Origin of the sequence: Burkholderia sp. 4NA327C6 (assembly GCF_005502655.1) — a bacterium.
GTDB classification, from domain to species: domain Bacteria; phylum Pseudomonadota; class Gammaproteobacteria; order Burkholderiales; family Burkholderiaceae; genus Burkholderia; species Burkholderia contaminans.
This window is the reverse complement of the sequence record NZ_SCNZ01000002.1, coordinates 231178-242916: the sequence shown is the minus strand read 5'-3', so window position 1 is coordinate 242916 and position 11739 is coordinate 231178. Positions and strand designations below refer to the sequence as shown.

The following is an 11739-nucleotide window of genomic DNA, read 5'->3' as shown; positions in this document are numbered from 1 at the left end:
CCACGCGCCGTATGCCCACCTCGACAACAACAATGACGAACCGAACCATCCGACGCCTTCGCCCGCTCGTGTGCGCCGCCGCGCGCGTGCTCGCTTGCGCCCCGCTGCTCGCCGCACCGCTGGCGCTGCATGCGGCCGACACCTCGGGCGCCACCGGCACCGCCTCCGGGCGCTACATCGTCGTCGACACCGGCCATACGCCGACGCACCCGGGCTCCACCGGTGCGAGCGGCCGCGTCGAATACCAGTACAACCTCGACCTGTCCGCGGCGGTCGCCGAGAAACTCGCCACGCATGGCGACCGCGTGCTGCGCACGTCGGCCGATGGCCGCGAGATCGCGCTCGACCAGCGTTCGACGCAGGCGCCCGACGCGAACCTGTTCGTGTCGATCCATCACGACTCGATGCAGCAGCAGTTCATCGACGCGGGCCGGCAGCGCGAATTCCGCGGCTTCTCGGTGTTCGTGTCGGAACGCAATCCGCACTACGCGGAAAGCCTGCGTTGTGCGAAGGCGATCGCCGAGCGGCTGGTCGCGTCCGGCGAGCGGCCGTCGCTGTATCACGCGCAGCCGATCCGCGGCGAGAATCGCCCGCTGATCGATCCGCAACTCGGCATCCACCGCTTCGACGATCTCGTCGTGCTGCGCACCGCGCCGATTCCGGCCGTGCTCGTCGAAGCCGGCGTGATCGTCAATCCGGACGAGGAAGCACGGCTTGCGCGACGCGAGACGATCCAGAAACTGTCCACTGCGATCGCCGGCGGGATCGACGCGTGCACGGCACCGCTATAAACAACGATAACGCCCGTCGGGCCCAACGGTTTTCACCCAGTCAGGAGCCTCACCATGAAAATGAAAAATCTGCTCGCATCCTGTGCGCTGCTCGCGCTTGCCGTTCCGTTCGCCGCTCACGCGGCCGGCTGCGGGAAGCCGCGCAGTGCGTTCGACCAGGTGTACTGCAGCAGCACCCAGTTCTCACAAACGGACCGTGACCTCAACGACGAGTACGGCCGCCTGCGCAAGCAACTGAGCAGCGACCAGCAGGCGACGCTGAAGGCCGGCCAGCTCGCGTGGCTGAAGCAACGCGACGCCCAGTGCAGCGAGACGCGCAACAACGGCTACCTCGTGGATCTCCAGTGCGCGACCGACATGACGCAGTCGCGCCTGTCGTTCCTGCGCGAACGTGAGCGCGAATGCTCGAGCACGGGCTGCGTGACGTCGAAGCTCGGCGAGTAAGGGCGTCGCGCGTGCCGCGCCGCGAAACGCTTCGCGACGCGGCGCTTCATGCCCTTGCGAACTCGGCGCATCGGCACCGCGAAAGGAGCAGCGATGCGACAGGAATTCTCCGAAGTCCTCAACGATCTGGTCGACTATTTTCTCGTCGGCGATCTCCTGCTGCTGAAACGCTTCAAGGAACAGCACGGGCTACCGGACGACGTCGCGACGGCGTTCATCACGAGCGACAGCGGCGACCGCGCCGTGCTGGAAGGTGTCGTCATTCCGCTGGCCGGCATCGAGAACCATCCGTACACGATCATCTTCACGCTGGATGGCGACACACCCGAATTGCTGAAAACGGGAAGCCGCCTGCTGCATCGGCGCGGCGGGTACGTGCTGCGCGTCGAACACCGCTTGGTCATGATCTACACGTGGCGGATTCTCGAACGCTTCAACGACACAACGGTCGATGCGCTGCTCGCGCGTTACCGCGAGCCGGGCAGGCCCATGATCGAAATCGACAACGGCTGGTATGACGTCGAGGTCCTCGGCGGCGAAGTGCCGCGCAGCGGCTGGTTCGAGCCTGCGTTCGAATTCGTGCTGAAGAGAACCGACGTGCCGGGCGATGCGTCGCAGGTGGATATCAACTACCGCTTTGCGATAGAGGGCACTCTGGATCCGGCGAATTGAATCCCGCGCGCGACGGCGCGGCACACGGCAACCGATCAGACGGCGCACACATGACACCGAACACGACGAACATCGACATCCGCCCTGCCACGCCCACCGATGCTCCCGCCATCGCCGCCATCCACGTCGCATCGTGGCAGGCCACCTACCCGGGCATCATGCCGGCCGAGTTCCTCGCCGGCCTGTCGGTCGAAAAGCGCACCGCTTCGTGGCGCCATGCGCTCGACGCAGGACGGCCGCGTGTCGCGCTCGCGTTCGCGGAAGGCGAGCCCACGGGCTGGATCGCCTATGGCCCGACCCGCGACACCGACAAGGATCGCACCTGGGGTGAAATCGAAGCGATCTACCTGCATCCCGCACATTGCGGGCAAGGCGTCGGCGCGGCGCTCGTCGACCATGCATGCCGTGCGCTGCATGACATGGGCCACGAATGGGTGTCGCTCTGGGTGCTGTTCAAAAACCATCGTGCGCGGGCGTTCTATGAGCGCGAGGGGTTCGTCGCCGAAGACGACATCAAGACGTTCGAGATCGAACATACACCGATCGAGGAAGTGCGCTACTGGCGCGCACTTCCCTGGTGATCCGCCTCGGCTCGCGGACGATCACAGAAACCACCGATACTCCCGCGCCCCGATCTCATTGCGAAAATCCAGCTCCTCCTGCCGCTTGTTCTCGCAATAGACCATCACGAACTCGCTGCCGAGCCCTTCGCGCACGGCCGCATGATCCTGCATCGCCGCGACCGCCGACAGCATCTCCTTCGGAAAATCGATCCCGCTGCCGCGATCCTCGTTGAGCGGCGCGATCGGTTCGCGCTTCGCGTCGAGCCCGTGCTCCATCCCGGTGAGGATCGCCGCGAGCACGAGGTACGGGTTCGCGTCCGCACTCGCGAGCCGGTGCTCGATCCGCAGGTTGCGCGCATCCGACTCCGGAATCCGGATGCACGCATCGCGATCCTCGAAGCCCCAGCTCGCACGGCTCGCCGCATTCACCATCGATCCGTATCGCCGGAACGCATTGTGATTCGGCGCGAACACGGGCATGCAGTGCGGCAGCAACGCGAGGCATCCGGCCACCGCGTGCCGCAGCGGCCGCTGCCCGTCCTCCGCGAGCAGGTTGCGCCCCGCATCGTCGTACAGGCTCACGTGCACGTGCATCCCGCTGCCCGGCGCATGCAGGTACGGCTTGCCCATGAAGCTCGCGCGATAGCCGTGCTGCAATGCGACGCCGCGCGTGCTGCGGCAGAACATCGCCGACCAGTCGGCCGCGCGCAGCCCGTCGTCGCAATGGCCGAAGTTGATCTCGAACTGGCCCGGCCCGAGCTCCGCGGTGATCACGGTCGCGTCGATTCCCTGCATGCACGCGACGTCGACCATCTCGTGTAGCACGTCGGAGAAGCGCGACAGGCGCTCGATATGCATGTTCGGCTGATCGTCGCGATCATCGGACAGGCGATCGCGCGGATACTTCGGCATCCCCGCTTCGAGCTGCGCGGCAAACAGGTAGAACTCGAGCTCGAACGCCACGACCGGCCGGATGCCGCGCCGCGCGAGCCGCGTCAGCACGCGCGCGAGCACCTCGCGCGGCTCGAACTCGACCGGCGCGTCGGTGCCGTCCGTCGTGATCAGCATCTGGCCGAGCGGCTGCTTCTCCCAGGTCACCGGCTTCAGCGTGCCGGGGATCAGCCGGCGCACGGCGTCCGGGTCGCCATCGTTGAAACAGTAGTCGCCGATCTTGTAGAGCCCGCCCTGCGTGCCGAGCAGGATGCAGTTCTGCGGCAGCTTCAGCAGCGAGCCCGCCGCCACCTTCTCGAGTGCGTCGATCGGGTAGCGCTTGCCGTAGAAATGCCCGGGCAGGTCGAGGCAGATCAGGTCGACATAACGGATCTCGGGGTGCGCCTGCCGGAATGCGCGGACTTCATCGACCAGCGCGGGAACGACGTCAGCCATGTCTCATCCTTTCCATGTCTTGTATGGCGGTGCCGCGATGCGGCGAACCGGATTCATGCGGCATGCACGACGTCGCACGCCCCTTTCAGATCAGGACTGCAAACAAGCATGCCGGCGCGGCCTCTCCCCCGACCGCATGCCGCGCCGACGACTCAGGTGAATACCCAGATCACGCGCGTCGGCGCATCGGTCAGATTGGCGTAACGAAAGCGCTTGTGCGCAGGAAGCTGGAATGCGTCGTTCGGGCCGAGCGTGACGGGCGTATCGTCGCCGTCGACCCAGATCGTCAGTTCTCCTTCGAGCACGAAACCGCCCTGCTCGTCGCTGTCGTCGACGGGCCGCTCGCCGCTGCTCGCGCCCGGCGCGAGATGGCTTTCGAGAATCGAGAAGCGCGCGCGCATGTTCGGCGACACGAGGATGTCGGTAATGCCGGCCGCGTAATACACGGTGCGCCGCTCGTCGGGCCGCGTCACCCACGGCACGCTGCGCGGCTTGCTCAGGCTGTAGAAATAGGTGGTCGGCACGCCGAGCGCCTCGCCGATCGCGGTGAGATCCGCCACCGTCGGGCGCGACAGCCCGCGCTCGACCTGCGACAGAAAGCCGACCGAGCGGCCGATCCGTTCCGCGAGATCGTTGAGCGTGACCTTGCGATGCTTGCGCAGGTCGCGGATCAGGATCGCCAGGCTTTCTATCTCTTCCTGTTCATTCATGATGGGTTCCGGTGCAGTCAGACGGTATCGCGCAGACGGTACCAGGCCTTGCCGATCGCTTCCAGCGGCGCGGCGAGCCGGTCGCCGCCGGGGAAGCGCGGATTGCGGATGCGCTGGTACTGCGCGAGCAGGCGTGCGTCGCCGAGCACCGCGTCGGCCACCGCGCGCGCACCGGCAAGCGTCGGCAGCACGCCGTGCCCCGAGAACCCCTGCAGCCAGAAACGCTGCCCGTGGCGGCCGATGTCCGGCGTGCGGCGCATGCTGATGTCGATATGGCCGCCCCACGCGTAATCGAGCGGCACGCCGGCCAGTTGCGGGAACACGCGCTCGAGGTGCGGGCGCGTTGCCGCCGCGATATCGGCCGGAATGCCGCCGAGATACGTGCAGCCGCCGCCGAACAGCAACCGGTTGTCGGGGCTCAGGCGGAAATAGTCAGGTACGAACTGGTTGTCGATCACGCAACTGTTCTGCGGCAGCAGCGAACGGGCGACGTCGGGTGCAAGGGGCGCGGTGGCGACCTGGTACGTGCCGACCGGCAGCAGCCGGCGCGCGAGATCGCGATCGAGCCGGTCGACGTAGGCGTTGCAGGCCAGCACGAGCACGTCCGCACGCACTTCGCCGCGCGCCGTGCGGGCGACGTGGCCGCCGGCCGTCTCGCGGCAGTCGAGCACGCGGCTCTGCTCGAAGATGCGGCCGCCCGTGCGCTCGATCGTCTGCGCGAGGCCGAGCGCGAGTTTCAGCGGATTCAGGTGGCCGGCCTCGGGATCGTGCAGCGCCGCAAGGTAACGCGTGCCGCCGATCCATTCGGGCATCTCGGCACGGCCGATCACGCGCAGCCGATCGTAGCCCCAGCGCTCGGCCGCTTCGTCGCGCGCCCGCTCGAGCATCGCGACGCGCCGCGGCCGCACGGCGGCCCACAGGCTGCCGGGCCGGTAGTCGATGTCGAAACCGTGCCGCACGGGCAATTCGCGCACCTCGGCCGCGGCCCAGCGCATGCTGTCCCACAGCAGGCGCGCGCCGTCGCGGCCGAGCGAATCCTCGAGCGGCTGCATGTCGCACGACCAGCCGAGCAGCGCCTGCCCGCCGTTGCGGCCCGACGCGGCCCACGCGACGCGGCTCGCTTCGAGCACGACGACCCGCTTGCCGGCCAGCGCCAGGCGCAACGCCGTATGCAGCCCGCTGAAGCCCGCGCCGACGACGAGCACGTCGGCGTCGATGCGTTCGTCCAGCTCCGGACGATGCGGGATCGGCGCCGGGTAGGTGCCGGCGTAGTAGCTTGCGACGTGACGGTCGGACTGCACGAACATGCGGACTCCCGTGAAAATTACGCCGATGAATTTCATGAAAAATTAGCACGGTAATTTCACGGAGGCAAGCGGGCAAAAAAAGTCCGAGGAACTAAATGTCACCCAATTTGGGACTCCGGCGGCCGAATCGGACATTCGGCAACATTGAGTGACATTCGGCTGGCAACGCGCGGTGCGTATCAGGCGACCGGTGACAGGCGTCCGAACCCCGTCGCGGGGCTTCCCAGCGTAGCGGTGCAATGAGCCGCCCAAGCGCGGCCGTCGCACGGCAACGCGCCGGCTGGACCGCTCGCGAACGGTCCAGCTTCGGCGATTCGTTGGCAACTCGGCAGCCAAGCGCATACGAAATCCTTTTAAACAGCGCCCCGGTCATCAAAGCGAGGCGCTTTTCAACAGCCTGCTAGGGCCCGTTATTAGCGTGAACAGGCCCTGGACTGGAGCGCGGCTGGTGTAATCAGCACGTCGCGGCACGACGCTTTCGCGGGCTGCAACTAAAGTCCACCCACTCTTGCCGATCGCGGCATGTAAGTTCACCCAATGTTGCCGCCGGCCCGACCAGACGGTAGAGCCCCGCTCAACGACGCCCTCGTCGATATAGAAAGTCCTTGCCTCCGGACGATTCACGAACGAAACGATCGTCCACCCACTGCTTTCGTCGCGAGTCCGCCGCCGCGCGGTTCAGTTGTAGCCGAGGACGACCGGTGCGGCGTCGCTCGCGTCGGTCGAGTCGGCGCCGAAGCGGCCGGGCACGTCCGTGACGTAGTGCGGCCCTGTGCTGATCTGCGACGACTTGTGCTCGACTGGACGGAATTCGGCCATGCCCGGCGCTGCATCCATCCATGCGGTGTCGTTGATGACGATGTTCATGTGTGTCTCCTCACGCGGCCAGCGCCGCACCATATGCGCACACGAGGCACGCCACCCGTTGCCGGATCACGTCGACGACGGGCGCAGCGATGCGGCGTCGACGTTGTCCGCGAAGAACGCCTTGCCCGGCGCGAAGACGCGTCTGCTTCGCGATCACGTAGCGCCGCGCGATCTCGGCCGGCGCGATCGTCCAGCCCACGCGCAGCCCCGGCGCGACGATCTTCGGCAGGCTCGCGAAATGCACGATCCAGTCGCGCGCGCCGTCCACTTCGCTCGCGAGCGCGAGCATCGACGGCACGGCTTCGACCGCGAAGCGAAGGTCGCCGTACGGATCGTCCTCGACGATCAGGAAACGGTATTGCACCGCGAGACGCAGCAGCTTCAACCGGCGTTCGCGCGTGAACGTCGCGCCCGTCGGGTTCGCGAAGGTCCGCACCGTGTACAGCAGCTTCGGCTGCCCGATCGTGCCCGACGCAAGCAGCGTGCCAAGGCGATCGAAGTCGAGGCCCGCGCCATCGACCGGGATCGTCACGATGCGCGCCTGATGCAGGCGCATCGCCGACAGCGTCGCCGGGTACGCCGGTTGTTCGGTCAGCACGACGTCGCCCGGCGCGACCATCACGCGCAGCAGCAGGTCGAGGCCTTGTTGCGAGCCGGTCGTGACGAGCAGTTCGGCCGCCGTGCAGGTGACGCCGCGGCGCGCCATCAATGCGATCAGTTGCTGCTTCAGTTCGGCGAGGCTGTCGGTCGGGCCGTATTGCAGGCAGCGGACCGGCTGCGCGTACGCGCGTTCGGCGGCCGTGTTCAGGCCGTCGGTGTCGAACAGGTCGCTGCCCGGAATCGCGCGCTAGGCATTCGGTGGAGCTACGCCCTTCCCGACATAACCGGCAATCGCCTCCAGCACGCCGAGATCGAGGTCCTGCTCGCGCTCGGCCCCGAAATGAGCCAGCCACTTGCGCCAAAGCTCGGTCTGCGTTGTCGTATGCCCGGTCGCGGCAACGGTCTTCAGGTCTTCCAGTGCTGAACGGTGGTCCATATCTTCTCCGTGATTGCCGAGGGGCGGGGCGTTGCCGGTGCCCTCGGGATCAAGACGCTGCTATACGGCTTCCAGGGCGAGGGCGATGCCCTGACCGCCGCCGATGCACAAAGTCACAATGCCGCGTTTCACGCCATCACGGCGCATCGAATGCGCAAGACGGGTCGTCAAAACAGCACCGGTCGCACCGATGGCGTGACCATGCGCGATCGCCCCGCCTTCGACGTTCACCAGCTCTTCATCAATGCCGAGCTCCCGGAGGACCGCGATCGGCACGGCGGCAAAAGCCTCGTTGATCTCGAAACGCTCGACGTCCTTCAACGACCAGCCGGCGCGCGCGAGCGCCATCCTGACCGCCGGTACGGGCCCGAGTCCAAACATGCCCGGCTCGACCGCGCCCACCCCGTAGGAAACGAGCGTCGCGATCGGCTCGATTCCACGCGCCTCGGCATACTGCCGCTCCGCCACGATCATCGCCGCCGCGCCGCTGTTCAGTCCCGGCGCATTGCCCGCGGTAATGGTGCCGTCGGACCGGAACGCAGGTTTCAATTTCGCAAGCGACTCGATCGTCGTGTCCGGTCGCGGCTGCTCGTCGCGCTCGAATCTGACGTGTTGCTTCCGCTCCTCGATTTCGACCGCGACCAGCTCGGCGTCGAACGCCCCGCGCCCTTGAGCCGCCGCGAAGCGCTTTTGCGAACGTTCCGCCCAACGGTCCTGCTGCTCGCGCGTCATGCCGATCCGTGCCACGAGGTCTTCCGTATGCCATCCGGAATGCCGGTTGGAAAACGCGTCGACGAGACCGTCCCCGAGCATGCTGTCAACGATCTCGCCATTCCCCATGCGATGGCCCCATCGGCCGCTTTCCAGCAGATACGGCGCGCGGTCCATGTTTTCCATCCCGCCCGCCACCGCGACCTCGCCGAATCCAAGCCAGATTTCCTGCGCCGCACTCACGATGGCCTGCGCACCCGAGCCGCACACGCGATTCACCGTCAGCGCAGGCACGGTCACCGGAATACCGCCCCCGACGGCTGCCTGGCGCGCGGGATTCATCTTGTTTCCGGCCTGAATGACGTTGCCCATCATGACCGAAGCCAACGCCGCGGGATCGACCTTGCTGCGACGTACCGCTTCGCACACCGCGACCGCGCCCAGCGCCGTCGCGGCAACGTCCTTCAACGCGCCACCAAACGCCCCGATGGGCGTTCTTACAGGACTGCAGATCACTACCTGTCGAGCAACCATTTCAACACTCCATTCAAAGTTCGACTCCGCCTGGTCGGATACGCCCGAACCGGCATGGCATGCCTGCTGGATACGCGTGACGTGCCGGCGACCCGCTTGGCTGCCTGCATGCGGGCCGCCAAGGCAAGGACCCCATGCGAGTCAGATCGACACCATTTCGAAATCTTCCTTGCCGACGCCGCACTCGGGACACTTCCATTTGGCCGGAATGTCTTCCCAGCGCGTACCCGGCGCAATACCGTCGTCAGGCGCACCACGCTCTTCCGAGTAAATCCAGCCGCACACCAGACACATCAACGTACGCATCTCCACCGCTGTCGTGTTCATCTCGCCAACTCTCCAAAATTCGACATCTGTCGCGTCACAAATTCGCGCACCTGCTCGCGTACCCTCGCGTCCGACAGGATCCGCCCATGCCCCGCGCCCGGCGCCGGCCGCAATGTCGCCTCCCGCAGGCCTGCCACGACCCGCTGCGCCTCGCAGTACGGCACCACTGAATCGGCCGGGTCGTGCACGACCAGCACCGGAACGTCGAGCGACGCACCCCGCGCGAGAATGTCCCAGTGGCTGACCGGCACGCCGTTGCGGAGCTGCAGCTCCGCATAGATGCGATCGACCACTGGGCGCGGGAATGCCATGTCGCGGCTCGCCCAGCGCTCCAGCACCTCGGTCAGCCCGCCCGTCGGGGCGATCAGTACGATGCAGCGCAACGATGCACGGCGCGAGCGCTCCGCCAGCGCCGAGATCGCCGCGATCGAGCCGAGCGAATGCGCGATCACCACGTGCGCACCTTCGATCGCATCCAGCACCGCGCCCGTCGCGCCGGTGAACTGCGTCATCGTCGTGTGCTTGCCCGGCGAACGGCCGTGCGCGGGCGCGTCGAACGTCGCCACCGAGAAGCCCAGCGTCTGCATCGGCTTCACGAAGCTCAGCATGCTGCTACTGTCGGTGCCCCAGCCGTGCACGAGGAGCACCCGCGACTCACCGCCCGCCCAGTAATAGGCCCGGTCGATGTCCGCATTGCCCTCGATGGAGATCTCCTTCGCGCCGAGCGGCACCCGCTCGCTGACGGGCAGGCCGTAGCCGCGCGTGAAGCCGAACGCGTCGGCCGCCCGCCGCCCCGCGGTGAGCGGTGCGAAGGTATTCAGCACCCGGAACGCGCGACGGCCGAGCCGCGCGCGCAACGACGGCACCTTCGCCTTCCGCCGTGCGATCGGCGAGACTTCGGTATGGTTCGCGGACGCCATCACCGGCCCTCCTCCGCCGCCGCCGCATGCGCGCCGACGGGCACGGCCTCCCGCGACAGGCTCCGGTAGTAGCCCGACTCGGTGTCGTAGAAATGGCAGTGACGAATCACGTGCCACAGATCGCCGAACGTGAAATCCTTTTCGCGGATCATTCCCGGAAATGCTTCCTTGAGCGCCGCCTGCGCCTTCGGCAGGTTGTAGAACGGCACGATCGGCGCGACGTGGTGCGCGGTGTGCACCGAAATGTTGTGCGTCATAAAGTGCAACCACTTCGGATACCGGTAGTCGGTCGTCACCAGCAGGCGACTGGCGTTCGCCGTCCAGTGCTGCGACGGCAGGAACGGGATGTCGTCCGACGTGTGGTGCATCAGCGTCGTGGCGCTGAACCACGCATGAATCATGAGCCACGGCACGACGAAGTACAGGAACAGGCCCGTAATGCCGGTGAAGTAGATCAGCGCCGGAAAATAGACCGCCGACACTATCAGCACGAAGGCGATCGAGCGCTTCACGTCACGCCGCATCTCGCGCTTCGGATAGAAACCGGGGCGGAAGCCCGATTCCTTCCAGTAGCTGACCGTACCTGCCCAGAACATCCACTTGCGGGTGCCGGCGTACTCGAGGCGCTTGAACAGCGACATGCGAGCGTAAAGCGGCGCGGGAATCGGCCGCCAGTCGGTATCGAGCTCCAGGTTGTTGGTGTTCGCGTGGTGCAGGTTGTGCGTGTGGCGCCACGCGTGGAATGGATACAGCAGCGGCAGAAGCGACAGATGCCCGATCGCCAGATTGAACCACCGGGAGCGGGAGAACGAGTTGTGCCCGCAATCGTGCGCGATGCAATGCAGCCCCCAGCCGCCCAGACCTGCGACCAACCACAGCGGAATGTAGAACAGCCAGTGGGGCGCATACGCGATGCCGACAATCGCACCGATGTACGCCGCGTAGCTCACCACGAAGCCGAGCACGCCGCGCCATGCGCGCGGCTCGTATAACGACTTTGGAATTGCGTCGGTCAACCGCACGCCCTCGAGCGCCTTCGACTTCTGCAGGAATTCGTCGAAACGCGCGGGCGGCGCGCTCGGAACGGTGTATTTGTTCGCCATGTCGTTCTCCCGCTTACGCTGCCTGCAGACCGAGCTCGGTCGAGAGGTGACGCGCCAGCTCGTCGATGCTGTTGTGTTCGAACAGCAGCGCCGGGGACAGCCGCTGCTCGACGACCTTCTCCAGATCGCCCGACACCTGTACCGCGACGATCGAATCGAGGCCGTATTCGTCAAAGCGCTTGGCGGGGTCGATGGCAGCCCGGTCCACCTTCAACTGCCTGGCGAGCCGGTCGATCAGCCAGCTGCGGATCGACGATTCGGTCAGCGGGCCGATGTCGGCGGCCACCGCTTTCTTGCGGCCAAACAGGCTACCCAGAATTCCAGCTTGAGACATGATGAATAATCCTTCCATACGAGGGAAATGAACG

General features: G+C 66.3%; 14 protein-coding genes and 1 pseudogene. 4 read left to right on the top strand and 11 right to left on the bottom strand.

Going from position 1 to position 11739, the window contains the following annotated elements; genetic code table 11:
- Window positions 1-32: 32 nt before the first annotated feature.
- From FFS49_RS02980 to FFS49_RS02965, 4 genes are all read left to right on the top strand, one after another.
- Window positions 33-791 carry an N-acetylmuramoyl-L-alanine amidase gene (locus tag FFS49_RS02980; RefSeq protein ID WP_105818144.1) on the top strand — a complete coding sequence of 253 codons (759 nt, stop codon included), beginning with the start codon at window positions 33-35 and terminating at the stop codon, window positions 789-791.
- 54 nt (window positions 792-845) lie between these two features.
- Window positions 846-1235, top strand: a complete 390-nt coding sequence (locus tag FFS49_RS02975; protein ID WP_071332187.1) for a lysozyme inhibitor LprI family protein — start codon at window positions 846-848, stop codon at window positions 1233-1235.
- Window positions 1236-1328: 93 nt separating this feature from the next.
- The gene (locus FFS49_RS02970) at window positions 1329-1907 is read left to right on the top strand and encodes a hypothetical protein (RefSeq protein WP_105818145.1); all 579 of its coding nucleotides are present in this window, start codon (window positions 1329-1331) and stop codon (window positions 1905-1907) included.
- Between the two features lie 50 nt (window positions 1908-1957).
- Window positions 1958-2488: a GNAT family N-acetyltransferase gene (locus tag FFS49_RS02965; protein ID WP_105818382.1), complete on the top strand. Its 531-nt coding sequence runs from the start codon at window positions 1958-1960 to the stop codon at window positions 2486-2488.
- Window positions 2489-2509: 21 nt separating this feature from the next.
- Here the strand turns inward: FFS49_RS02965 and FFS49_RS02960 are convergent, their stop codons facing one another.
- The 11 genes and pseudogenes from FFS49_RS02960 to FFS49_RS02910 form a co-directional block, all read right to left on the bottom strand.
- Window positions 2510-3856: a glutamine synthetase family protein gene (locus tag FFS49_RS02960; protein WP_105818146.1), complete on the bottom strand. Its 1347-nt coding sequence runs from the start codon at window positions 3854-3856 to the stop codon at window positions 2510-2512.
- 152 nt (window positions 3857-4008) lie between these two features.
- Entirely contained in the window at window positions 4009-4566 is a 558-nt protein-coding gene (locus FFS49_RS02955) for an XRE family transcriptional regulator (protein ID WP_039360762.1), read from the bottom strand.
- Between the two features lie 17 nt (window positions 4567-4583).
- Complete coding sequence (locus tag FFS49_RS02950; RefSeq protein ID WP_105818147.1) at window positions 4584-5873, bottom strand: FAD-binding oxidoreductase; 1290 nt, start codon at window positions 5871-5873, stop codon at window positions 4584-4586.
- A 678-nt stretch (window positions 5874-6551) separates the two neighbouring features.
- Window positions 6552-6740 (bottom strand): hypothetical protein, encoded by a 189-nt coding sequence (locus tag FFS49_RS02945; protein ID WP_105818148.1) that lies wholly within the window; start codon window positions 6738-6740, stop codon window positions 6552-6554.
- Window positions 6741-6750: 10 nt separating this feature from the next.
- Window positions 6751-7572, bottom strand: a pseudogene (locus FFS49_RS02940) (PLP-dependent aminotransferase family protein); the annotation flags it as partial.
- A 15-nt stretch (window positions 7573-7587) separates the two neighbouring features.
- Window positions 7588-7776 (bottom strand): hypothetical protein, encoded by a 189-nt coding sequence (locus FFS49_RS02935; protein WP_105818149.1) that lies wholly within the window; start codon window positions 7774-7776, stop codon window positions 7588-7590.
- Window positions 7777-7836: 60 nt separating this feature from the next.
- The gene (locus tag FFS49_RS02930) at window positions 7837-9021 is read right to left on the bottom strand and encodes an acetyl-CoA C-acyltransferase (protein ID WP_105818150.1); all 1185 of its coding nucleotides are present in this window, start codon (window positions 9019-9021) and stop codon (window positions 7837-7839) included.
- A 141-nt stretch (window positions 9022-9162) separates the two neighbouring features.
- The gene (locus FFS49_RS02925; RefSeq protein ID WP_105818151.1) at window positions 9163-9348 is read right to left on the bottom strand and encodes a rubredoxin; all 186 of its coding nucleotides are present in this window, start codon (window positions 9346-9348) and stop codon (window positions 9163-9165) included.
- Window positions 9345-10268: an alpha/beta fold hydrolase gene (locus FFS49_RS02920; protein ID WP_105818152.1), complete on the bottom strand. Its 924-nt coding sequence runs from the start codon at window positions 10266-10268 to the stop codon at window positions 9345-9347. The genes FFS49_RS02925 and FFS49_RS02920 overlap by 4 nt, the downstream gene beginning before the upstream one ends.
- The gene (locus FFS49_RS02915; RefSeq protein WP_105818153.1) at window positions 10268-11371 is read right to left on the bottom strand and encodes a fatty acid desaturase; all 1104 of its coding nucleotides are present in this window, start codon (window positions 11369-11371) and stop codon (window positions 10268-10270) included. The genes FFS49_RS02920 and FFS49_RS02915 overlap by 1 nt, the downstream gene beginning before the upstream one ends.
- Before the next feature lie 13 nt (window positions 11372-11384).
- Window positions 11385-11705: an acyl carrier protein gene (locus tag FFS49_RS02910; RefSeq protein WP_105818154.1), complete on the bottom strand. Its 321-nt coding sequence runs from the start codon at window positions 11703-11705 to the stop codon at window positions 11385-11387.
- Window positions 11706-11739: the final 34 nt, after the last annotated feature.